We start from the raw sequence: 21,454 nt of genomic DNA on the forward strand, positions 1-21,454 counted from the left end.
ATGGACCCCGTCACCACCGCGCGCGTGGACAGCTGGACCTGGGCGGTGCGGATGTTCCGCACCCGTTCCCAGGCCACGGCCGCCTGCCGCGCCGGTCACGTTCGGGTCAACGGTGACAAGGTCAAGTCGGCCCAGGCCGTGCGCGTGGGCGACGAGGTGCGGGTGCGCAGCGCCGGCTTCGACCGGGTGCTCGTCGTGGCCCGGATCGTCTCCAAGCGCGTCGGCGCCCCGGTGGCGGCCGAATGCTACGTGGACAAGACCCCGCCTCCCCCGCCCCGTGAGGAGGTCGCGCTCGTCCCCATGCGCGACCGCGGGGCCGGCCGGCCGACCAAGCGTGAACGCCGCGACATCGATAAGCTGCGCGGCCTGGAGCGCACCGACCTTCCCGACGACGACTAGCTCAGACAGGGCGCGGTCAGGGCGCCAGCGACGGCGGGACGGTGATGCCGAACTCGTCGCGGAGGGCGAGCGTCGCCGCGTACCAGCCGTTCATCCCGTGCACCGCGGGGCCCGGCGGCGTCGAGGCCGAACAGAGGTAGAGGCCCGGCACCGGGGTCTGCCACGGCCGCCTCGACACGACGGGTCTCCTGACCAGCTGCCGCACGGTCACCTCCCCGCCCAGGATGTCGCCGCCGACGAAGTTCGGGTCGTGCTCGGCCATCCCCTGGGCCGTGAGTGAGGCCGAGGCCAGGATGGTGTCCCGGAAGCCCGGCGCGAACCCCTCGATACGGCGCACGACGGCATCCGTCATGTCGGTGTTCGAGCCCCGGGGCACGTGCGTGTACGCCCAGAGCACGTGGTGGCCGGCCGGCGCCCGCGAGTCGTCGAGCACGCTCGGCTGGGTCACCAGCACGAACGGATGCTCCCCCACCCGGCCGCGGGACACCTCCCGTTCGGCCGCGGCCACCTCCGCCCGGCTGCCGCCCAGGTGCACGGTGGGGGCGAGGGCGACCTCCGGGTTCGCCCAGGGAACCGGGCCGGACAGGGCGAAGTCGACCTTGGCCACCCCGGAGCCGTAGCGGTAGCCCTCGAGCGCGCGCCGGTAGCGCACCGGAAGGGACCGGCTGGCGAAGCTCGCGAGGAACGCGGGCGAGGTGTCGAGCATGGTGACGCGCGCGGGCTCGAGCTCGCCGATCGAGTGCACCTCCGTCCCGAGGAGCAGGCTGCCTCCGTGAGCCGTGAGGTCGTCGACCAGCGCGTCGGCGATGGCCTGAGAGCCTTCCAGCGGGTAGCCCCACCCTCCCGCATGGGCGTGCGCGGCGAGCAGGAGGCCGGCCCCCGCGGCCGCGAGGGACGGCTGCCGTCCCGCCACGTGGGCGGCCACCCCGGCGAAGAGGGCCGCGGCATCCGCTCCGCGCAGCCGGGCCCGGCCGAGCGCCGTGCCGAGCTCCAGCACGTCGGCCCCGTACCGGAGCACGGCGAGGGGGTCGTCGGGCCAGCGCAGGAGCTGGTTGCCGGTGAACGACACGATCCCCTCGAGCCGGGTGACCAGGGGCTGGAACAGGCGTGCCCAGGCCCGCCCGCCACGCCCGAGGCCTTCGGCCGTGCGGTCGAGGTCGCGGTACGCAATCGCGGCACGCCCGCCGCCCAGCGGATGCGCGTAGGACACGTCGGGAACCACGAACGGCACCCGGGCGGTCAGTTCGAACGCACGGAAGAACGGCGAGGCGAGCGCGGCCGGGTGCACCGCGGAGCAGCTGTCGTGCCGGTAGCCGGGGAGGGTCAGCTGCTCGGTCCGCAGCCCGCCGCCCGCCGTCTCGGCCCGCTCGGTGACCCGCACCGACAGCCCGGCACGGGCGAACACGACCGCCGCGGCCAGGCCGTTCGGTCCGGAGCCGACGATGTTGACGTCAAGCACGGGCGTGACCAGCCAGGCCGACCGGGGCGACCAGCAGGCCGACCTCCGTGCGCACCCACCAGTCCCCCGTCGCCCGCCGTTCGGCCGGGGTCGTATACCGGTAGAGAAAGACCCGGGCCCGGATGCGGCGGGGCGGGGCCTGCGGGAACGGGTTGACCCGGAGCATCCGAAGGGTCGGGCCGTCCCCCTCGAGCAGGCGCACGATGAACGTCTCGAACCACCTCGTGTCCCGCGCGCCGAGGGCGAGGAACCACATCAGCCAGTCGAGGCGCAGGTGGTAGGGCGCGAATTGACGAGGCATCCGGCGCGGGTCGCCCGGCTTCCCGCGGAACTCGTACGCGCGCCAGGCGGACTCCTCGAAGGGATCCTCGGCGTCGCTGCCCTCCACCACCACCTCGAACCGGTCCTTCGTCACCGTGCCGAACGCGCCGTAGGCGTTCACCAGGTGGTACCGGTTGAAGCTGGCATTCATCAGCTGGCGCCGCGAGATCAGATTGCGGGCCGGCTGGTAGCTGAGCGCGAGCAGGAACACGGTCGCGGCCAGCACCACCACGACGAACCAGATCGCCGTGTCCGGCCTGGCCCCGGCGGACGGCAGCCACCGGAACACGAACCTGAATGCATTGTCGTCGACGGCGGCGAAGGCAAGCACGATCGTGATCCAGTTCAGCCAGGCGAAATTACCGGTGAGCACGAGCCAGAGCTGGCTGAGGATGACGATCGCCGCGGCGACGGACGCCACCGGCTGCGGCGCGAACAGGAAGAACGGCACGACCAGCTGCACGAAGTGGTTGCCGCGCACCTCGCCGCGGTGGAACCATTTGGGCAGGTGGTGCACGAACCAGCTCACCGGGTTGGGCATCGGCTGGGTTTCGTGGTGGTAGTAAAGGGCGGTCAGGTCGCGCCACTCCGCACCTCCGCGGATCTTGATCAGGCCGGCGCCGAACTCCAGGCGGAAGACGAGCCAGCGGAGGAAGAAGATGATCGTCACCGGCGGGGCGACCTCGTTGGAGCCGAGGAAGGCGACGACGAATCCGGCTTCGATCAGGAGGCTCTCCCAGCCGAAGGAGTAGAACGTCTGCCCCACGTTGACGATCGAGAGGTATCCGGCCCAGAGCAGCAGGAAGAGCAGCATCGGCAGCCAGGGCGGCCCCAGCTGGGGCAGGCCGGCCACCAGGGACGCAGACACGGCCGTTCCGGCCCAGGCGACGGCCAGGAGCATCCGGTCGGAATATCGCCAATGGAACACGCTCGGTGACTGCCGAAAGCGGATCCGCGCCACGAAGCGCGGGACCGGCAGCAGGCCGTGCTCGCCCAGCAGCGCCGGGAACTGGTTGATTGCCCCGACGAAGCCAACCAGGTAGCAGGCGGCTACCCCGCGCTGCAGCACCTGCCGCGCGAATTCGTAGTCGCCCGCAGCAAACCAGTCCATCGTGCAGTCACCATAGGCCCGCGCCACCGCGCCATCAAGTCGCCGCATCCACGACGACGTACCCTGCCGCTGCAGATCGACATCGCTGGTTGACGGCCGGGACTAAACCGGTATAGGTTGGCTAAACCGGTTCAGTCGCCCGGGGCCGCACCGGCCCGAATGGCAATCGGCGAGGAGGCCGCGTGAATACGCAGAAGGTGACCATCGCCGATGTCGCGAAACGGGCCGGCGTGAGCAAGGGCCTGGTGTCCTTCGCCCTCAACGATCGGCCGGGCGTCTCCCCCGAGACCCGGACGCGAATCCTGGCCGTAGCCGGAGACCTCGGCTGGAAGCCGTCCCTTCGCGCCCGCTCCCTCTCGACCCGCCGATCCTTCGCGCTCGGCCTCGTCGTCGCCAGGAACCCTGAGGTCCTCGGCTCGGACCCCTTCTTCCCGTCGTTCATCGCCGGCGTCGAGAGCATCCTCTCCGATCGCGGCCAGGCCCTCGTGCTCAGCGTCGTGCCGAGCGAAGAAGCGGAAATCCGAAGCTACCGGCAGCTGGTCGACGACGGCCGGGTAGACGGGGTCTTCCTGACCGACCTCCGGCACGACGATCCGCGCATTCCCCTGCTCACAGAACTGGGCCTGCCGGCCGTCACCCTCGGTCGTCCGGACGGTCCAAGCCCGTTCCCCGCCGTGTCGATCGACGACACTCCGGGCATCGCCGAGTCGGTGGCCTACCTCGCGCGGCTCGGACACCGCCGCATCGCCCACATCGCCGGGAGCTCCACCATGCTGCACGGCACCCGCCGTCGCGACGCCTTCGAAGCGGCGCTCTGCACCGCCGGGCTCCCCCTCGGCCAGACCATCGAGACGGATTTCTCCGTGGCAGCCGGTTCCGACGCGACCCGCCGGCTCCTCACCCGGGAGGATGCGCCGACCGCCATTGTCTACGCCAACGACCCGATGGCCATCGCCGGGCTCGGAGTCGCCCACGAACTGGGCATCCGCGTACCGGACGAGTTGTCGATCACCGGCTTTGATGACATCGACTTCTCGCGCTACGTCTACCCGCCCCTCACGACGGTCAGCGCGACGCCCGTGGTGTGGGGCCGGGCGGCCGCCACCACCCTGCTCGCCCTGATCGAGACCGGCGCCGCCGACGACGTGAACCTGCCCGCCGCACGGCTGATCATCCGCGGTTCCGCCGCGGCCCCGGCCCACACGCGAAAATCGGCCACCTGAAGACTCACCTGCCCAGGAGAAGAACCCGCAGCAGAGCCGCTGCGATCACGAAATGGAGAGAATGATGCGTTCAACGAAGAAAAGGCGGATCCTCGCCGCGACGGCGGTGTCCGCCACGATGGTGCTCGCGTTGGGCGCCTGCGCCGGCGGCGGCGACGACAAGGCAGCTCCGGGCGCCGACGCCCGCGGCGACATCACGATCTGGTATTCGAACAACGAGTCCGAGATCGCGTGGGGCAAGCAAATGGTCGAAGCGTGGAACGCCGATCACCCGGGCGAGTTGGTCAAGGCCCAGGAGATCCCGGCGGGCAAGAGCAGCGAAGAAGTCATCGGCGCCGCCATTACCGCCGGCAACGCCCCCTGCCTCGTGTTCAACACCGCTCCCGTAGCGGTCCCGCAGTTCGAGAAGCAGGGCGGTCTCGTCGACCTGGGCACCTTCGAGGACGGCGTCTCCTACATTGAGGAGCGCAGCGGCGACACGGCGGAGCAGTACCAGAACGCCGACGGAAAGTACTTCCAGATGCCCTGGAAGTCCAACCCGGTGATGATCTTCTACAACAAGGATCTCTTCACAAAGGCCGGCCTCGACCCGGAGAACCCGGCGCTCGCGACCTACGACGAGTTCCTCGCCACCGCGCGCACGATCGTCAAGAGCGGCGCCGCCGAGAACGCCATCCACCCGGCGCCGACGAGCGAGTTCTTCCAGAGCTGGTTCGACTTCTACCCGCTGTACGCGGCCGAGACCGGCGGCAAGCTGCTCGTCGAGGACGGCAAGTCCACGTTCGCCACCGAGGACGGCCAGAAGGTCGCCGAGTTCTGGAAGACGATGTACGACGAAGGACTCGCCGGCAAGGAGCAGTACCAGGGCGACTCGTTCGCTGACGGCCAGGCCGCCATGTCGATCGTCGGACCGTGGGCCGTCTCGGTCTACAAGGATGCCGTGAACTGGGGAGCCGTTCCCGTTCCGACCAGCACCGGCACGCCGGCTGACGAGACCTACACGTTCAGCGACGCCAAGAACGTCGGGCTCTTCAGCGCCTGCGAAAACAAGGGCACGGCCTGGGACGTTCTGAAGTTCGCAACCAGCGAGGCACAGGATGGAGCGCTACTCGAGCTGACCGGGCAGATGCCGCTCCGCAAGGACCTGACCACCACCTACGCCGACTACTTCGCGGCCAACCCGACCTACGAGCAGTTCGGCGACCAGGCTTCGCGCACGGTCGAGGTTCCGAGCGTCAGCAACTCTGTCGCATCCTGGCAGGCCTTCCGCGACGCGTACTCGAAGGCTGTCATCTTCGGTGAGGGCGAGATTTCCTCGGCGCTCGAGGGAGCCGCGGAGAAGATCGACTCACTGGTCGCGAAGGATTAACACCGCCATGTCAACCGTGGCAACAAGCACGCCGCCGGCCGGGAGATCCACGCTCCCGGCCGGCGGGGCCCCCGCCCGCCGGAGGCGCCGCCCGCTCCTCGGGAAGAACCCCATCGGGATCCTGTTCAGCGCGCCGTACCTCATCTTCGTCCTGGCCGTCTTCGCGTATCCGCTCGTGTTCGCGGTCTGGATGTCATTCCACGACTACTTCTTCGCCGCACCCGGCGCCCAGATCGAGCGGCAGTTTGTCGGCCTCGAGAACTTCCAGGAGGTCCTTGCCGACCCCGCCGTGATCCGGTCGTTCGGGAACGTGGGCATTTTCCTCCTGATCAACGTGCCCCTGACGGTGGTGCTCTCGCTCGTGCTCGCCACGGCACTCAACAAGGTCGTGCGGTTCCGCACCTTCCTCCGGGTGTCCTACTTCGTGCCGTACGTGACCGCGAGCGTCGCGGTCGTCGGCGTGTGGTTGTTCCTCTTCAGCGGGAGCGGACTGATCAACCAGCTGCTCGGGCCGCTCGCACCGTCGCCGTCCTGGCTGATCAACTCGACCTGGGCGATGCCGACGATCGCCCTCTTCGTGACCTGGAAACAGCTCGGATTCTTCATCCTGCTCTACCTCGCCGCACTGCAGAACGTCTCCGAGGAGCTCTACGAGGCCGCGGCGACCGACGGAGCCGGCAAGGTGCGGAGCTTCTTCTCCGTGACCATCCCGGGCGTGCGTCCCGCCACCGTGCTGGTGCTGCTGCTCGCGACGGTCACCGGCGCCAACCTCTTCACGGAGCCGTATCTGCTCACCGGTGGCGGCGGCCCCAACGGCGCCTCCGCCTCCCCCGTGCTGCTCATGTACCAGCGCGGCATCGAACAGGGCTCGCCGGACGTGGCGGCCGCAATCGGAGTGATTCTCGTGATCGGCGTCCTCATCCTCGCTTTCATCCAGCGCAAGCTCGCGGGAGGTGATGAATCATGAATCGCGGTCAGCACATCCTCCGCGGAATCGTCCTGGCGCTGGGCGCGTTCGTGTTCCTGTTCCCGTTCTATTACATGATCATCGGCTCGCTGCAGGCCTCTCCGGACCCGAGTCTGGGGGGCGCCTTCCCCAACCCGGCCAACCTCACGCTCGACAACTACGCGGCCATCAACAGCCGCATCGGCCTGGTGCAGGGCCTCGTCAACTCCGGAATCTTCGCCGGCGGCGTGATCCTCTGCACCGTGGTGTTCGGGGTGCTCGTGGGCTACGCCCTCGCCCAGTTGCAGTGGCGCGGCCGAGGGGTGACCTTCGCCCTCGCCCTGCTCGTGCAGGTCGTTCCGTTCCAGCTCCTGATGATCCCGCTGTACGTGCTCATCGCCCGTGACTACGGTCTGGCGGACAACTACCTCGGCATGATCCTTCCGTTCGCGATCAACTCGACGGCCGTGATCATCTTCAGGCAGTACTTCCTCCAGGTTCCGCGGGAGCTCTTCGACGCGGCCCGCATCGACGGCGCCGGCGAGCTCAAACTGCTCTGGAACATCGCCCTCCCGCTGGTTCGGCCGGCGCTCCTCACCGTGGTGCTGCTCACCTTCATCGGCCCGTGGAACGAGTTCCTCTGGCCCTTCCTGGTGACGAAGGAGGCATCCCTGCAGCCCCTGGCGGTGTCCCTGGCCAATTACCTCAGCACCGTCGCCGCTTCCGCGGCGAACCCCTTCGGCGCAATCCTCGCCGGCGCCTGCGTTCTCGCGGCACCGGCCGTGCTGATTTTCATCTTGTTCCAGCGACACTTCGTGTCCACCAATATCGGCTCCGGCGTGAAAGGTTAACAATGCCAACGACCACAGATTTCCCGTACACACTGACCCGGATGGGCGTCATCATGACGCCGGAAGAGGGCAACGCCAATGAGGCGGAGGGCGTGCTCAATCCGGCGACCGGGCGCAGCGCCGACGGCACCCTCTACCTCCTGCCCCGGCTCGTGGCCGCCGGCAATGTCTCCCGCGTCGGGCTGGCGAAGGTGATCATCACGGATGGCGTCCCCACCGGCGTCGAGCGTGAGGGCGTCGTGCTCGAACCCGATCGCGGCTGGGAGCGCGGCGCGAACAACGCCGGCGTCGAGGATCCGCGGGTCACCTACATCGACCGACTGGGCATGCACGTGATGACCTATGTCGCCTACGGCCCCCTGGGCCCGCGCACCGCGGTCGCCGTGTCGACCGACCTGCGCGAGTGGCGCCGGCTCGGCCCCGCGCTGTTCGCCTACGACGACGCACTCGACATGGACCTGAACCTGTTCCACAACAAGGACACCGTCTTCTTCCCCGAGCCGGTCACCGCACCCGACGGTGTGGAGAGCTTCGCCGTGCTGCACCGCCCGATGTGGGACCTCGGCGAGGTCAGGCCCGGTGAGGGCGTTCGCGTTCCGGCCGGCGTCACCGACACCCGCCAGAGCATCTGGATCAGCTACCTGCCCGTCGCCGACGTGCTGGCCGATCTCACCCTGCTGACCTACTGGAAGGGCCACCGCTTCCTGGCCGGACCGGAGTTCCCATTCGAGGAGCTGAAAATCGGCGGCGGCCCCGCTCCCCTGCGCGTGCCCGAGGGCTGGCTGCTCATGCACCACGGCGTGACCGGCACGATCGACGGCGCCTTCTCCCAGCAGCAGAAGGTCAACTACTCGGCCGGCGCGATGATCCTCGACGCGGACGACCCGACGAGGGTCGTCCGCCGCACCAGCGAGCCTCTGCTGAAGGCGGAGACGCCCGACGAGATCAGCGGCATCGTGCCCAACGTCGTGTTCCCGACCGCGATCGAGGAGATCGACGGCCGGCACTATGTCTTCTACGGCATGGCCGACTCGAAGATCGGCGTCGCCCGGCTCGACCGCGCTAAGGCCTAACCCCTCCCGCACTCCTCACCTCCCGCGCTACGTCGTAATCGGCGGGATCAAGCCGAGGGTCGCCTTCAGGCGGTCCTCGGCTTTTTCGTCGGCCTGGCTGGCGGCGAGGTTCGCCTCGGTGACGGCACGGACCACCTCGTCACGCTGGATTTTCACCCCGCGGGGGGCGTCGATTCCGATCCGGATGCTGTCGCCGCGTGCGTCGAGGACGGTGATGACGATGTCGTCACCAATGAGGATTTTCTCCCCCGACTTGCGTGTAAGAACCAGCACTCGCCCAGCCTAGCGCGACGGGCCGGGCGCTGGCCGCCCCAGCCATCTGACCGGAAAACCCAGGTCGTCCACCGTCGCCGGAGACGCGGTGAGTTCACGGCCCACGGCCACCACGGCGTCGATCGGAACGGCGTCCGACACGGCCCGAACCCACCGGGCGGTGTCATCGGCCTTGCGGCTCGCGTCGACGACCAGCCAGGTCTGGTCGGGCTCCATGGCGCCCAGGCTCGCGACTTGCCGGGCCAGGTCGCCGGCCGGTTGCGCGCCGCGACCGAGGGCGAAGGCGACGACTATGCCGTGCCCCTGCGCGACCCCGCCGGCCCGGGCCGCCAGCGCCCCGCGACGGTCGTCGACACGTTCGTTGCCCTCCCCCGGCAGGGCTCCGCCGACGCGGACTTCGCCCGACCCGACGGCCAGGACCAGGCTCCGGGCCGCCGCGAGAGCGTCGTCGGCCTGGCCGACAACGAGCACAAGGTCGCCGGCTCCGGCGAGGACTGCCGGGGCCACACGTGCCTTCGCCGCGGCCGGCGGGGTTCCGCCGGTGGCAAAGGTCAGCTCGTCCATCAGCGCGGCGAACCTGTCCGACCCGGTGGAGAGGCGATCCGCGGCGGCCGGATCGTGCGCGCGGGCCTCCGCCTCGTCCGCATCATCCAGCAGGGCCGCGATACCGAGGCGAGTGGGCAGGGCCACGCTGTCGCGGGCGTGCAGAGGACGGCGCGCCGGCATCTCGACGGTGACCTCGTAGTGCTGGCGGGCGAAGAACCCGCGGATGCCGCCCACCGTGACCCGCTCGGCGGCGACGATGGTGGCCTCGGGCCCGTGTTCGGCGAGGATCCGGGCCTTCAGTTCGCGCAGCGTCGCACCCTCAAGCTGAAATCGATTCGGTTCCACGGACCACCCCCACGGTTTCGATGGTCACGTTTGCCGACGTGGCCTCGGGGTACGACAGCACCGGGAGGCCCAGGGTCAGGGTGGACACGAGGCGGCGCACGGCGGGCCGCAGGGCCGGCGCGCACACGAGCACGGCCGCCAGGCCGCTGGACTCGACGGCCGCGACCGACGCCCGCACCGAGGCGAGGACGGCCTCAATCCGGGCGGGGTCGAGCATGATCTGGGTGCCCTGGTCCGTCGGGCGCATGCCCTCCATCATCGACTGCTCCAGCGCCGGTTCGATCATGATCACCCGCAGCAGGGAACCGTCGAGGTACTGGGCGCTGAGCGCAGGTCCCAGGGCCTGGCGGGCCGTTTCGATCAGGCCCTCCGGTTCGACGGAGACCTTGGCCCGGAGCGAGAGCGCCTCGTAGATCCGCGGGAGGTCGTTGATCGGGATCTGCTCCTCGAGCAGCCCCTGCAGCACCCGCTGCACCTCGGCCAGGGAGAGCAGGCCGGGGATGAGGTCGTCAACGGCCGCCGGGTTGACCTGTTTGACCCCCTCGGTGAGCACGCGCACATCCTCCCGGGTCAGGAGCCGTGCCGCGTTGCTCGTGATGATCGAGGAGAGGTGGGTGATCAGCACCGAGACGCGGTCGATGACGGTGGCGCCGGTCATCTCCGCGCTGTGCCTCAGCTCGCTCGGCACCCACTTGCCGGCGAGCCCGAACACCGGCTCGACGGTCACGATTCCCGGGAGCGAGTCGAGCGCGTCGCCGAGGGCGAGCACCTTGCCGGCCGGCGCTATCCCCCGGCCAGCCTCAACGCCGGAGATTCGGATCACGTAGGTCGACGAGGGCAGCTCGACGCTGTCCCTCGTGCGGACCGGCGGCACGACGACCCCGAGGTCGAGTGCGATCTTGCGGCGGAGGCCCCGCACCCGGGCCAGCAGGTCGTCCGAGGCCCCGCTGACGATGTCGACGAGGTCGGCGGCGAGCAGGATCTCCAGCGGGTGGACCCGCATTTGTTCGATCAGGTCTTCCGGGGTGTCGGAGCGAGGGGCGACCTGGTCGGCCATCACGGCGGCATCCGTCGTGAGCTTCTCGGCGTCCTCACGCAGCTTGATCCGTTGCGAGACGATGACGAGCACAGCCCCCACGACGATGAACGGGATGATCGGCATGCCCGGGATGAACGCCATCAGGATCGCGGCCCCGCCGGCGATCATCAGCGCGTTGCGGGACTGCGTCAGCTGGGCCCCCGCGGCCTGGCCGATGTCGCTTTCGGCGTTGGACCGGGTCACGATCATGCCCGTCGACACGGCCATGAGCAGCGCCGGGATCTGCGTCACGAGGCCGTCGCCGATGGTCAGCAGGGCGTACGTGTCGAGCGCTTCCGTGATCGACAGCCCGCGCTGGAGCATCCCGATCGTGATGCCGCCGATGATGTTGATGATGATGATGACGATCCCGGCGATCGCGTCACCCTTGACGAATTTCGACGCACCGTCCATGGCGCCGTAGAAGTCCGCCTCGGCGGACACCTCGGCGCGGCGTTCCCGGGCCTCGGTGTCGGTGATCAGCCCGGCGTTCAGGTCGGCGTCGATGGCCATCTGCTTGCCCGGCATGGCGTCGAGGGTGAACCGGGCCCCGACCTCCGCGACGCGTTCGGCGCCCTTGGTGACCACGACGAACTGGATCACGACGAGGATCAGGAAGATCACCGCGCCGATGATCATCGACCCGCCGACGGCCACATGCCCGAAGGCCTCGATGACCTGTCCGGCGTAGCCGTCGCCCAGGACCAGGCGCGTGGATGCGACGTTGAGGCCGAGCCGGAACAGGGTCGCGACGAGCAGCAGCGAGGGGAAGACCGAGAAGTCCAGGGGCTTCTTGACGAACATCGTCGTGAGCAGGGTCACCAGCGCCAGCATGATGTTGACGATGATGAGCAGGTCGAGGACCGGCGCCGGCACCGGCACGACGAGCAGCAGGATGATCCCCACCACTCCCACCGGTACGGCGAGCTTTGCGAGATTGCGGTTCATGTCAACGGCCTCCGGTACGGGCTGGTTCGGCGGTGGGTTCGACGGTCGGTGTGATCAGGGCTGGTGGGGGTCCGGGAGGTTCGTTCATCGCCGGCTGCCGCATGGTGTGCACGCCGGTCGAGCGTGCCCGGGAGCCGAGCGCCATCACGAAGGCGAGCACCCTCGCGACGGCGTTGTAGAGCTCGAACGGGATCTCCTGCCCGATGTCGCAGGCACCGTGCAGGGCGCGCGCGAGCGGGATGTCCTGCACGATCGGCACCTTGTCGGTCACGGCCTGCTCCCGAATGCGCGTGGCGATGTGCCCGACACCCTTGGCGACCACGCGCGGCGCGGACTTGCCAGGCTCGTAGCGGAGGGCGACGGCCACATGCGTCGGGTTCACCAGCACGACGTCGGCGTCGGACACGGAGGCGATCATCCGGTTGCGGCTCATCTGGAACTGGCGGGCGCGGCGCTGCGACTTGATCAGCGGGTCGCCGTCGGAGTTCTTGTTCTCGTCCTTGACTTCCTTTTTCGTCATCCGGGTCTTCTTCCGGTTGCGGCGCATCACGACGAACATGTCGGCGGCCGCGAGGACGAGACCCGCGATGACGGCGGATTGCAGCAGTGAGCCGGTCCCGGCTCCCGCCGCGGTGAGCAGCGCCGAGACGGGAAGACCGCCGGCGGTCATCAGGATCGGCATCAGGCCCTGGATCACGATGACGAGCACGAACCCCACGACGGCGGTCTTGGCGAGGGCCTTCACACCCTGCCACAGTGCCTGGGTGCCGAAGGTCTGCTTGATTCCGTTGATCAGGTTGAACTGCTCGAACTTGCCGGCGAGCTTCTTGACATGGATGCCGCCCTGGCCGACGGCGCCGACCAGCACGACCACGACGACAATGACGAGCATCGGGGTCAGCGTGCCCGCCAGGGAGTCGAAGGCCTGTGCCATCGCCTGCACGGCGGCCGCCGGGTCGGGGTTCATCACGAGGCTCTTGACCGTGAACAACTGGTCGGTGGCGGCCTGGCCGCCGACCGCGATCGTGGCCGGGATCATGGCCCCCGCCGCGCCCACGCCGAGCCAGGCCGTCACGTCCTGCGACTTCGAGAGCTGCCCCTTGGAGCGGACCTCCTTCATCCGCTTCTGGGTGGCTTCTTCTGTGCGTTCCCCGGTGTCGGACATCAGCGCACCCCGGTCAGGGCGTCGACGGCCAGCCCGGTCAGGGACGCCACGATCCGGGGCAGGGCCACGAAGACCAGGCCGCCGAGCATGAGGGTCAGCAGGATCTTCAGCGGGAAGCCGAGCGCGAACGCGTTGAGCGCGGGTGCCACCCGGGTGAGCAGGCCCAGCCCGGCGTCGGCGAGGAACAGTACCACGAGCAGGGGTCCGGCGATTTGCACCGAGGCCAGGAACATCTGGGTGACCGCGCCGACGGCGGCCTCGACGGGGTGGGCGAGGTCGATGCCCCCGCCGAGCGGCAGCGCGCTGAACGTGCGCACCAGTCCGCCGATGATCAGCTGGTAGGCGTCGGAGGAGAACATGAGGGCCAGCGCGGTCATCTGGAAGAGCCTGGTGAACTGGGCGCCGTTGATCATCGACTGCGGATCGAAGGCCTGGGCCAGCTGGAATCCGCCGAACATGTCGATGAGGCCACCGGCAGACTGCACGGCGGAGAAGATCACGTAGACGAGGAAGCCGAGCACCGCGCCGACGAGCACCTCGAGCACGACCGCGCCGAAGAAGGCGGCGGTGTCCATGGAGACGTAGCCCGCGGTCACCCGCGGCGACACCGCCAGGGCGAGGGCGACGGCGAGCATGCCCTTGACCCGCAGCGGGATCGCGTTGTACGAAAACGGCGGGGCGATGACGATGAAGGCGACCATGCGAACACCGGCGAGCATGACCGCTTCCAGCCAGGCGAAGTCGAGGGCGAACGCCACCTAGCCACCGCCGAGGAGCGACGGGATCTTCTCGAACATCTGCCGGGTGAAGGAGACGGACTCGGCGATCATCCAGTGCCCGGAGACGAGCAGGGCGAGGGAGACGGCGATGGCCTTCGGCACGAAGGACAGCGTCACCTCCTGGATCTGCGTGATCGACTGCAGCAGCGAGATGGCGAAGCCGACGACGAGGGCGGTGACGAGCACCGGTGCGGAGAGCTTGGCGGCCAGGATCAGGCCCTGCAGGCCGATGTCCAGTACGGCGTTGGTGTCCATCAGCCCATCCGATAACTGGATATGAGGGAGGTGATGATGAGTCCCCAACCGTCGACGAGCACGAAGAGCAGGATCTTGAAGGGCAGGGAGATCATCACCGGCGGGAGCATCATCATGCCCATCGACATGAGGGCGGAGGAGACGACGATGTCGATGACCAGGAACGGGATGAAGATCACGAAACCGATGATGAACGCGGCCCGGAGCTCGGAGATCATGAAGGCCGGGATCAGGGTCGGCAGCGCGACGTCGTCGGGGCCCTGCGGGTTCGGCAGGTCGGCGGCGCGGGTCATCAGCGCCAGGTCTTCCTCGCGGGTGTTGGCGAGCATGAACTGCCGGAGGGGTTCGGAGGCCGCGGCGAGGGCATCCGTGAAGCTCATCGAGCCGTCGAGGTAGGGCGTCACCGCGAGGTTGTTGATGTCGGTGAGCACGGGCGCCATGATGAACAGCGAGAGGAACAGGGCCAGGCCCGCGAGCACCTGGTTCGGCGGGATGGACGGCAGCGCGAGCGCATTGCGGGTCATCGCCAGGACCACGAAGATCTTCGTGAACGAGGTCATCATCAGCAGCAGGGCCGGCGCAACCGACAGCAGTGTGATGCCGATCAGGGTGACGACCGCCGAGGACGGCGCGCCGTCCGGCCCGTTGAGGTCGATGGTCAGCCCGCCGCCGCCGCCGGGTGCGACGGGGGCCGTCGGGTCGGTCGGGTCCGTGGGCGGAACGGGGTCGCCCGGCACCGCATGGCCGGCCGAGGCGGTCGCGATGATGATGGCCGCCACGATCAGCAACATCAGGGTGATCAGGATGCCCAGCCGGACGGTTCGGTTACCCGTCCACGTGCGAGGAGCCCCGGCCCTCACCGTTCTTGCCGGAGCACGGCGGCCGTCTGCTGCCACGTTGCCGGCGACAGGATCGACCCGCCGAGACGACCGGCCTGCCCCGACTTGCGGCGCGGCCGGAACTCGAGCGGCGGCTCCGGCGCAGTGTCGCCTCCGGACAGGTCGCTGCCGGCCAGGTCGGTGCCGGCCAGGTCGGTGCCGGCCAGGTCGGTGCCCTCGGCCACCGACATCGACTGCGCGAAGGTTTCCGCGCGGTCCCCGACTCCCCCGCCGCCCTGCAGCACGGTCACCTGGGCCTCCGTCACGCCGAGGATGAGCCGCCGGCCGTCGATCTCGACCACCACGACGGACGCCTTGGAACCAAGGCTCTGCCGGCCGACCACGGAGACCAGGTTCGAGGCCCCGCGGGCGCGGCCTCCTCGCGACAGGCGTCGCTGCATGACCCAGAGCAGCCCGAGCACAACGGCCAGGGACAGCACGACGCGGAGTCCGACGAGGAGGGTGTCCACCTAAGCGAGCACCTCGGCGACGTCGAGGATCTTGGTGATTCGGACGGCGTAGTCCTGGTCGACAACGACGATCTCGCCGTGGGCGATCAGGCGGCCGTTGAGCAGCACGTCGGCCGGGGCGCCGGCGGAGCGGTCCAGTTCGATCACGGCGCCGGGTTCGAGGGAGAGCACGTCGCGCACCGACATCCGGGCGCGGCCGATCTCCACGGTCAGCGACATCTCGACGTTGTTGATCCGGCCGAGCTTGCCGGTCACCGAATCGGTGGCGCGCCTGCCGTCGCCGCCGACGACGCCGTTCTCCCTGAGCCGGATGGCGAACCAGCCCGTGACCGCGCCGTCCCCGGTCAGCTCGAACACGGTCGTGGAGGGATCGGCGAAGAGCGTCGACGCGTCTTCGACCCGGCTGTCGGCGAGCACGCCGGCTCCGAGCACCGCGGCGGCGCTTTCGAGGGCTGGGCGGAGCACGTCGTGACCGGACACGAGCGGCGACTCGGTGCCGGCGGCGGCGCCGAGCGTGTTCGGCTGGCTCAGCACCAGAGCGAGGTCGGCCGAGGTGGCTCCCACGAACGAGGCGACGACGGCTGCGGCGACCCGGCCGGCCGGGGCTGCGGCGCCGGAGCAGGCCGCGGAGTCCAGGGGCAGCCCGGTGGGCAGCACCCGCACGAGTGCCTCGACTGCGGCGGACGGTAGAGCGCGGGTGGTGCTCATCGGGGCTTCTCCTTCGATTCGATGATGATGCAGGCGAGGCGCGAGCCGTTGGAGCCGACCGCGGCCCTGGCCAGGGACAGGCCGTCAACGGCCAGGTCGAGCGGCCGGTGCTTCGGATGCGGGATCGGCAGGATGTCGCCGACGGCGAGGTCGAGGATCCTGCTGGGCAGCACACGCACCGGGGTGAGCCGCAGCGACACCTCGACCGGCACCCGGCTGAGCTGTGCCTGGAGCAGTTCCTTGGACTTGGCTCGCGATCCCGTGGGATGCACCTCGCCGAGTTGTTCCAGGAGGATTCGGGCCGGCAGCGCGACGGTGGCGATGCTGCTGCCCTCCCCCACCTCCAGCGCGAACGAGGCGACGATCATCAGGTCGGCCGTGGCCGCGGCCTGGGCGAACTGCGAGTTGTACTGGATCGCGTCGACGCTGATCGGCACCACGAGCAGGGCGCCGAGGGAATAGCGGAGGTCTTCGAGCGCATCGCTCATCAGACCCCGCACGAGGGCCTCCTCGATCTGGGTGAACTTGCGCTCAGGGGCGATCCGGTTGCCGCTGCCGCCGAGCATGTGGCTGACCCAGGTGAGGGCGGTGGACGCGGGGAACTGGATGACCGCCTTGGCGCTCGAGCCCTCGAGGTTGCACAGCACCATGGCCGTCGACGCCGGCAGGCTCGACGCGTAGTCGTCGTAGGTCTGCATGAGCACCTGGTCGCAGGTGACCTGGCAGACCATCCGCACCTTCGCGGTCAGCTGGGTGCCCCACTGGCGGGCGAAGGTTTCGAAGGCGAGTTCGAGCACGCGGGAATGCTCCCGGGCGAGCGTCGTCGGGCGTCGGAAGTCATAGACCTCGACCGTCTTCGTCGCCGCCGCGGCCCTCGCGGGCGCACTGATGCCGTACTGTTCCTGGACCGTCACGGTCGCCACTATCGGCCGGCGGATGGGCAATGTTAGGCGATCGCCATTCTTGCCAGGGGGATCACCCGTGCGAACTCTTCGCGGGGGCCGGTTTGTCGGCCTTGACCGCCTTCCTCGCCTTGGCGGGCGGCTCGATCGCGGTTCCGTTCACGACGCCGGGGATGAGTTTGCGGATGCTGTCGGGCTGGTTCGAGAGCACGACGACGTCGACCCGCCGGTTCCTGGCCATCGAGATCGGGTCGGCGCGGGCGGTGACGGGCCTGGCCGAACCGTAGCCGACCGCTGCGATGTGCTCCTGCGGCACTCTCCCGTGTTCGACCATGCGCCGGAGCACCTGGGTTGCCCGGCCCGAGGAGAGCTCCCAGTCCGTGGGGTAGATTCCCGTCGAGCCGTGGCGGTCGGCGTGTCCCTCGACCGAGATTTCGCGCTTCGAGGTCGCCAGCGGCGGCGCGATCGCGTCGAGGACCTGGATCGCCTTCGCGCTCAGGTCGACCCGGTTGCCCTGGAAGAACGTCTCGGTCCCGACCAGGCCCGCTGACAGCCCCCGTTCGTCGAATTTGAAATCGACGAGGTACTCCAGCCGCTGCTTCGCCAGGGCGGCGCGCATGGCCTCCTTGAGCGCGGTGAGCTTGTCGACCTCGAGCTGGGCCAGTTCGAGGTCGGTGAATCCTTCTGCCTCCTGATCGACGAGTTCCACGGGAACGACGACACCCTTCGCGGTGTCGATCGCCTGGACATCCGTCGCCCCGAAGCCGGTGGCGAGCGAATTGCGGAGCTGTTCGAACTTCTTCTCATCGACGGTCGACATGGCGTAGAGCACGATGAACATGCACATCAGCACGGTGACCATGTCCATGTAGGACGCCATCCAGCGCTCGTCGACGTGTTCCTCGTGGTCCTCGCCGAAATGGCGGCGGCCCGGGCGCGCGCTCATGCGGCTTTGGACAGCGCCTGTGCGGGAACCATCGCCCGCAGGCGCTCGCCCAGGAGTCGGGGCTGGCTGCCGGCCTGCACCGCCAGCGCGCCCTCGAGTACCAGCGTCATCCGGTCGACCTCGAGGTCGGAGAGGCGCTTGAGCCTGGCCCCGAGCGGAAGCCAGAGGAAGTTCGCCGAGAGGAGACCCCAGAGCGTCGCCACGAAGGCGGCCGCGATCATCGGGCCGAGCGTATCCGGGCTGTCGAGGTTTTCCAGGACGTGGGTGAGGGAGACGACGGTTCCAACGATGCCGACGGTCGGGGCATAGCCGCCCAGGGTCGTGAAGAATTTCGCCGCGTTCCGGTCGGACTTGGCCGTCGTGGCCATTTCGTCCTCCAGCAGCACGCGGAGTTCGTCGCCGTCCGTGCCGTCGGCGATGTTCTGCAGCGCGCCGCGCAGGAACGGGTCGTCGATCGCGTCGGCCTCCTGCTCGAGCGAGAGCAGGCCCGCGCTGCGAGCCTTCTCGGCCAGGCCGACGATCTGGTCGATGACCAGCTGCGGCGGGGTCGTCTTGCCCCGGAACGCCCTGGGCAGGGACTTGAAGGCCGAGAGGAAGTCCTTGATGGTTCCGCCGGCGAGTCCGACCGCGATGGTCGCGCCGAAGACGAGGATCATCGGCGCCGGCAGCAGGATGGCCGTGATGGACGAGCCCTCGAGGGTGATCATGGCGAAGAGGGCGCCGAACGCGACGGCAATGCCGATCAGGGTTGCCGGATCCATCAGATCTTCCTCGGGCCGAGGGGAAGGTCGCTCGCCGGCGGGGCGTAGGCGAGCGAGATCACGTGGGCGCGGTAGGCCGCGATGTTCTCGATGACCACGTCCATCGGCTCGGTCACGATGAACTTGGCGCCGTCGACCATGACCAGCGTCGTGTCGGGGTTCGAGTGGATGCGTTCGATCAGGTCGGGATTGATCGCGAACTGGCTTCCGTTGAGCCGCGTCAGAACGATCATGAACCCATCCCCGGTTGTGGACGGCCCCAGCGGCCGTCACACACCACTGTCGGCCGCCCGGCCTCCTCCGTAAGTTGCCGGGCGACCTTCCTCCGCGGGCTTACCTCTTCAGGTTGGTCAGTTCCTGCAGGACCTCGTCGGAGGTCGTGATGATGCGGGCGTTCGCCTGGAAGCCGCGCTGGGCGACGATGAGGTTCGTGAACTCCTGCGACAGGTCGACGTTGGACATTTCCAGGGCGCCGCCGGCGAGGGATCCGAGGCTGCCCTCGCCCGGTGCGCCGAGCTCGGCCGTGCCGGAGTTGAACGTCGACCGGTACCCGGAGGCGCCGGCCTTTTCGAGGCCGCCGGGGTTGACGAAGGTTGCCAGGGCAATCCGGCCGATCGCTTCCTGGCCGCCGTTGCTGAACAGCCCGACGAGGGTGCCGTCCTTGCCCAGCGTGTATGACTTGAGCGTGCCGGCGTCGCTGCCGTTGTCGCGGGTGGCCGTGGCGGTGGTGAGCCCGGCGTATCCGGTGAGCGCAGCGAGGTCGACGGCGATCCCGTTAACCAGGAGCGGACCGCCCGGGGTGAGGGTGCCTGTTCCGTTGTCAGCGAGGGTCGTGGCGCCGGCGGCGACACCGTCGCTGCCCGCGACGCCCCAGCCCGCGGCCGTGCGGGTGAACGACAGGGAGAGCGTCCGGGAGGCCCCTGCGGCGTCGAAGACGGTCACGTCGCGGACGATGCTCGTGCCGACGGCGGCGTCGGACGGGAGGTTGCCGACCACTGACGCGGCCGTCGTGGCGACCGCGGCGATGACGGACTGCAGCGGAAGCGTGATCGGGCCGACGGCGCCGCCCTCGGTGATCTTGCCGTTGACCGCGGTCCAGCCCTGCACGATCGCGCCGTCCGGCGCGACGAGCCGGCCCTGGGCGTCGAAGTCGAAGGCGCCGGCGCGGGTGTAGAGGGTTTCGCCGCCGAGCCTGGTGACGAAGAAGCCGTCGCCGGAGATCATGATGTCGGTGGAGCGTCCGGTGGACTGGGCCGAGCCCTGGGCGAAGTTCGTCGAGATGCCCGCGACCTGGACGCCCAGCCCGATCTGGGCCGGGTTGGTGCCGCCGACCTGAGCCTGCGGTCCCCCGGCGCCCTGCGACATCTGCGAGAGCGTGTCCTGGAACTGCGTGGCGGATGCCTTGAACGCGGTGGTGTTGACGTTGGCGATGTTGTTGCCGGTCACGTCGAGCATGGTCTGGTGGGAACGGAGGCCGGAGATTCCGGAGTACAGGGAACGAAGCATGGGATGCTGCCTTTCGGTCGGACGGTGGGATGCGTGTGTGAGTGGTGGGAAAACTGGACGAGGAGCCGGGAGATCAGGGCGCGGGCGGGGCCGCGACACCGGCGGAGACGCCGGCGACGGAGTCGAGGCCGATGTTCTCGCCGCCGACCGTGACCTGGGGAACCGAGCCGGCGTAGGACACCGCGGTGGCCGTGCCGCTGCCGGTGGTTCCGTCCGCGCGGGCGAAGGTGACATCCTTGCCCACGAGTGCGGCGGCGGCCATGCGCATCTGCAGGGAGAAGCTCTCCTGGTTCGTGTCCGCGAGGGCGCTGATCTTCTCCATCATGGCCAGCTGGGTGGTCTGCGCGATCATCTGGTTGGTGTCCATGGGTGAGCTGGGGTCCTGGTTGCGCAGCTGGGTGACCAGGAGAGACATGAACACCTCGGAGTCCATGGCTTGCTTGGGTGCCCGGGTGACCTCGCCGGTGTACATCCCGGGGGCTGGAGCTGCTACTGCGTCAATGGGCACGGTCGGTCTCTCTTTCTAAGCCATCACGTCGATGGTCGATGATGTGGCCGCGAGGGCCGATGGAGCAGTTCGTTCGGCCGCTGCGGCGGCACGGCGTCGGCCGGTTTCCTCGCGCGCTTCGTGCTCGGCCCGGTCCCGCCCGAAAGCGCCCCGGTCGGCACTCGGGTCGCCGGGCTGGTCTTCCGGCTGGCTGCCGGACGACAGGTTCAGCTGGGCGTTCATCCCCGATCCCGCGAGATCGCGGCGAAGGTCGGGGAGCATCGCCCGCAGGGCGTCGCGGCCCAGGTCCGTGGGTGCGAAGAGTTCGACCCGGATGTTGTCCCCGGTGATGTGCGCTCGCACGGTCACCGGACCGAGGTTGTCTGGCGCCACGTTGATCGTCAGCACATGCTCGCCCGATCGCGCCCCGGCCAGGGTGAACAGCGGGCCGGCGATCTGGCTGGCCAGCGGCGCGGGCGGGGCCGCGGGCGGAGCGGCCTGGGCCGCGACGGGGGCGGCGGACGTGGACGACAGACCGGGGAAGACGGGCGCGGCCGGCGCCGGCTGGGCGGCTGGGGCGGAGGGCGCGGCATCCGGGGCGAGGCTGCCGTCCGGTGCGACCGGCGCGACGTCCGCCACAGTCCGCGCGGAAGCC

General features: G+C 69.2%; 24 protein-coding genes. 6 read left to right on the plus strand and 18 right to left on the minus strand.

The window, feature by feature from the left end:
- Positions 1 to 399, plus strand: a complete 399-nt coding sequence (locus tag E3T33_RS00600; RefSeq protein ID WP_092321449.1) for an RNA-binding S4 domain-containing protein — start codon at positions 1 to 3, stop codon at positions 397 to 399.
- A 16-nt stretch (positions 400 to 415) separates the two neighbouring features.
- On the opposite strand, the gene E3T33_RS00605 is transcribed toward E3T33_RS00600, so the two are convergent.
- Positions 416 to 1,858: an NAD(P)/FAD-dependent oxidoreductase gene (locus E3T33_RS00605; RefSeq protein ID WP_134574532.1), complete on the minus strand. Its 1,443-nt coding sequence runs from the start codon at positions 1,856 to 1,858 to the stop codon at positions 416 to 418.
- Positions 1,851 to 3,290: a lipase maturation factor family protein gene (locus E3T33_RS00610; RefSeq protein ID WP_092321447.1), complete on the minus strand. Its 1,440-nt coding sequence runs from the start codon at positions 3,288 to 3,290 to the stop codon at positions 1,851 to 1,853. The genes E3T33_RS00605 and E3T33_RS00610 overlap by 8 nt, the downstream gene beginning before the upstream one ends.
- 182 nt (positions 3,291 to 3,472) lie before the next feature.
- Here E3T33_RS00610 and E3T33_RS00615 point away from each other — a divergent pair, with 182 nt between their 5' ends.
- The 5 genes from E3T33_RS00615 (at position 3,473) to E3T33_RS00635 (ending at position 8,752) form a co-directional block, all read left to right on the plus strand.
- Complete coding sequence (locus E3T33_RS00615) at positions 3,473 to 4,513, plus strand: LacI family DNA-binding transcriptional regulator (protein WP_092321446.1); 1,041 nt, start codon at positions 3,473 to 3,475, stop codon at positions 4,511 to 4,513.
- A 61-nt stretch (positions 4,514 to 4,574) separates the two neighbouring features.
- Positions 4,575 to 5,882 carry an extracellular solute-binding protein gene (locus tag E3T33_RS00620; protein WP_134574533.1) on the plus strand — a complete coding sequence of 436 codons (1,308 nt, stop codon included), beginning with the start codon at positions 4,575 to 4,577 and terminating at the stop codon, positions 5,880 to 5,882.
- 7 nt (positions 5,883 to 5,889) lie between these two features.
- Positions 5,890 to 6,849, plus strand: coding sequence for a sugar ABC transporter permease (locus E3T33_RS00625; protein WP_092321445.1), 960 nt, complete (start codon positions 5,890 to 5,892; stop codon positions 6,847 to 6,849).
- The gene (locus tag E3T33_RS00630) at positions 6,846 to 7,679 is read left to right on the plus strand and encodes a carbohydrate ABC transporter permease (RefSeq protein ID WP_092321444.1); all 834 of its coding nucleotides are present in this window, start codon (positions 6,846 to 6,848) and stop codon (positions 7,677 to 7,679) included. Before E3T33_RS00625 ends, E3T33_RS00630 begins: the two co-directional genes overlap by 4 nt.
- Positions 7,680 to 7,681: 2 nt before the next feature.
- On the plus strand, positions 7,682 to 8,752 hold the full coding sequence (locus E3T33_RS00635; protein ID WP_134574534.1) for a glycosidase: 1,071 nt from the start codon (positions 7,682 to 7,684) through the stop codon (positions 8,750 to 8,752).
- 27 nt (positions 8,753 to 8,779) lie between these two features.
- Here E3T33_RS00635 and csrA read toward each other — a convergent pair whose 3' ends face one another.
- From csrA to E3T33_RS15635, 16 genes are all read right to left on the minus strand, one after another.
- Positions 8,780 to 9,025: a carbon storage regulator CsrA gene (gene csrA / locus E3T33_RS00640; protein WP_092321442.1), complete on the minus strand. Its 246-nt coding sequence runs from the start codon at positions 9,023 to 9,025 to the stop codon at positions 8,780 to 8,782.
- A gap of 9 nt (positions 9,026 to 9,034) precedes the next feature.
- The gene (locus E3T33_RS00645) at positions 9,035 to 9,916 is read right to left on the minus strand and encodes a hypothetical protein (RefSeq protein WP_092321441.1); all 882 of its coding nucleotides are present in this window, start codon (positions 9,914 to 9,916) and stop codon (positions 9,035 to 9,037) included.
- Positions 9,891 to 11,942 (minus strand): flagellar biosynthesis protein FlhA, encoded by a 2,052-nt coding sequence (locus E3T33_RS00650; RefSeq protein WP_092321440.1) that lies wholly within the window; start codon positions 11,940 to 11,942, stop codon positions 9,891 to 9,893. The genes E3T33_RS00645 and E3T33_RS00650 overlap by 26 nt, the downstream gene beginning before the upstream one ends.
- 1 nt (position 11,943) lies before the next feature.
- On the minus strand, positions 11,944 to 13,107 hold the full coding sequence (locus E3T33_RS00655; protein ID WP_092321439.1) for an EscU/YscU/HrcU family type III secretion system export apparatus switch protein: 1,164 nt from the start codon (positions 13,105 to 13,107) through the stop codon (positions 11,944 to 11,946).
- Positions 13,107 to 13,865, minus strand: a complete 759-nt coding sequence (locus E3T33_RS00660) for a flagellar biosynthetic protein FliR (RefSeq protein ID WP_092321438.1) — start codon at positions 13,863 to 13,865, stop codon at positions 13,107 to 13,109. Before E3T33_RS00660 ends, E3T33_RS00655 begins: the two co-directional genes overlap by 1 nt.
- Entirely contained in the window at positions 13,866 to 14,141 is a 276-nt protein-coding gene (gene fliQ, locus E3T33_RS00665; protein ID WP_092321437.1) for a flagellar biosynthesis protein FliQ, read from the minus strand.
- Positions 14,141 to 14,932: a flagellar type III secretion system pore protein FliP gene (fliP, locus tag E3T33_RS00670; protein WP_092321696.1), complete on the minus strand. Its 792-nt coding sequence runs from the start codon at positions 14,930 to 14,932 to the stop codon at positions 14,141 to 14,143. Before fliP ends, fliQ begins: the two co-directional genes overlap by 1 nt.
- 65 nt (positions 14,933 to 14,997) lie before the next feature.
- The gene (fliO, locus tag E3T33_RS00675; protein ID WP_092321436.1) at positions 14,998 to 15,489 is read right to left on the minus strand and encodes a flagellar biosynthetic protein FliO; all 492 of its coding nucleotides are present in this window, start codon (positions 15,487 to 15,489) and stop codon (positions 14,998 to 15,000) included.
- Positions 15,490 to 16,197 carry a flagellar motor switch protein FliN gene (fliN, locus tag E3T33_RS00680; protein ID WP_092321435.1) on the minus strand — a complete coding sequence of 236 codons (708 nt, stop codon included), beginning with the start codon at positions 16,195 to 16,197 and terminating at the stop codon, positions 15,490 to 15,492.
- Entirely contained in the window at positions 16,194 to 17,111 is a 918-nt protein-coding gene (locus E3T33_RS00685) for a flagellar motor switch protein FliM (RefSeq protein WP_241982775.1), read from the minus strand. The genes fliN and E3T33_RS00685 overlap by 4 nt, the downstream gene beginning before the upstream one ends.
- 61 nt (positions 17,112 to 17,172) lie before the next feature.
- Entirely contained in the window at positions 17,173 to 18,045 is an 873-nt protein-coding gene (locus tag E3T33_RS00690; RefSeq protein WP_092321434.1) for a flagellar motor protein MotB, read from the minus strand.
- Positions 18,042 to 18,806 (minus strand): MotA/TolQ/ExbB proton channel family protein, encoded by a 765-nt coding sequence (locus E3T33_RS00695; protein ID WP_092321433.1) that lies wholly within the window; start codon positions 18,804 to 18,806, stop codon positions 18,042 to 18,044. The genes E3T33_RS00690 and E3T33_RS00695 overlap by 4 nt, the downstream gene beginning before the upstream one ends.
- Positions 18,806 to 19,039, minus strand: a complete 234-nt coding sequence (locus E3T33_RS00700; protein WP_092321432.1) for a flagellar FlbD family protein — start codon at positions 19,037 to 19,039, stop codon at positions 18,806 to 18,808. The genes E3T33_RS00695 and E3T33_RS00700 overlap by 1 nt, the downstream gene beginning before the upstream one ends.
- Before the next feature lie 100 nt (positions 19,040 to 19,139).
- Positions 19,140 to 20,312 (minus strand): flagellar hook protein FlgE, encoded by a 1,173-nt coding sequence (locus tag E3T33_RS00705; protein WP_092321431.1) that lies wholly within the window; start codon positions 20,310 to 20,312, stop codon positions 19,140 to 19,142.
- Between the two features lie 73 nt (positions 20,313 to 20,385).
- Positions 20,386 to 20,820: a flagellar hook capping FlgD N-terminal domain-containing protein gene (locus tag E3T33_RS00710; RefSeq protein ID WP_338419103.1), complete on the minus strand. Its 435-nt coding sequence runs from the start codon at positions 20,818 to 20,820 to the stop codon at positions 20,386 to 20,388.
- Positions 20,821 to 20,835: 15 nt separating this feature from the next.
- Positions 20,836 to 21,454, minus strand: a 619-nt coding sequence (locus E3T33_RS15635; protein ID WP_134574535.1) for a flagellar hook-length control protein FliK, incomplete at its 5' end; no start/stop codon positions are given.

It is taken from the genome of Cryobacterium sp. TMT1-2-1 (genome assembly GCF_004403955.1).
In the GTDB taxonomy this organism is placed as follows: Bacteria; Actinomycetota; Actinomycetes; order Actinomycetales; family Microbacteriaceae; genus Cryobacterium; species Cryobacterium psychrotolerans.

Bases quoted from the DNA above. Each gene is read 5' to 3' on its own strand.
- E3T33_RS00705 (WP_092321431.1), bottom strand. From the start codon at position 20,312: ATGCTTCGTTCCCTGTACTCCGGAATCTCCGGCCTCCGTTCCCACCAG.
- E3T33_RS00620 (WP_134574533.1), top strand. From the start codon at position 4,575: ATGATGCGTTCAACGAAGAAAAGGCGGATCCTCGCCGCGACGGCGGTG.
- fliN (WP_092321435.1), bottom strand. From the start codon at position 16,197: ATGAGCACCACCCGCGCTCTACCGTCCGCCGCAGTCGAGGCACTCGTG.
- E3T33_RS00690 (WP_092321434.1), bottom strand. From the start codon at position 18,045: ATGAGCGCGCGCCCGGGCCGCCGCCATTTCGGCGAGGACCACGAGGAA.
- E3T33_RS00635 (WP_134574534.1), top strand. From the start codon at position 7,682: ATGCCAACGACCACAGATTTCCCGTACACACTGACCCGGATGGGCGTC.
- E3T33_RS00695 (WP_092321433.1), bottom strand. From the start codon at position 18,806: ATGGATCCGGCAACCCTGATCGGCATTGCCGTCGCGTTCGGCGCCCTC.
- E3T33_RS00600 (WP_092321449.1), top strand. From the start codon at position 1: ATGGACCCCGTCACCACCGCGCGCGTGGACAGCTGGACCTGGGCGGTG.
- fliP (WP_092321696.1), bottom strand. From the start codon at position 14,932: ATGTTGCTGATCGTGGCGGCCATCATCATCGCGACCGCCTCGGCCGGC.
- E3T33_RS00610 (WP_092321447.1), bottom strand. From the start codon at position 3,290: ATGGACTGGTTTGCTGCGGGCGACTACGAATTCGCGCGGCAGGTGCTG.
- E3T33_RS00630 (WP_092321444.1), top strand. From the start codon at position 6,846: ATGAATCGCGGTCAGCACATCCTCCGCGGAATCGTCCTGGCGCTGGGC.
- E3T33_RS00700 (WP_092321432.1), bottom strand. From the start codon at position 19,039: ATGATCGTTCTGACGCGGCTCAACGGAAGCCAGTTCGCGATCAATCCC.
- E3T33_RS00650 (WP_092321440.1), bottom strand. From the start codon at position 11,942: ATGAACCGCAATCTCGCAAAGCTCGCCGTACCGGTGGGAGTGGTGGGG.
- fliQ (WP_092321437.1), bottom strand. From the start codon at position 14,141: ATGGACACCAACGCCGTACTGGACATCGGCCTGCAGGGCCTGATCCTG.
- E3T33_RS00625 (WP_092321445.1), top strand. From the start codon at position 5,890: ATGTCAACCGTGGCAACAAGCACGCCGCCGGCCGGGAGATCCACGCTC.
- E3T33_RS00655 (WP_092321439.1), bottom strand. From the start codon at position 13,107: ATGTCCGACACCGGGGAACGCACAGAAGAAGCCACCCAGAAGCGGATG.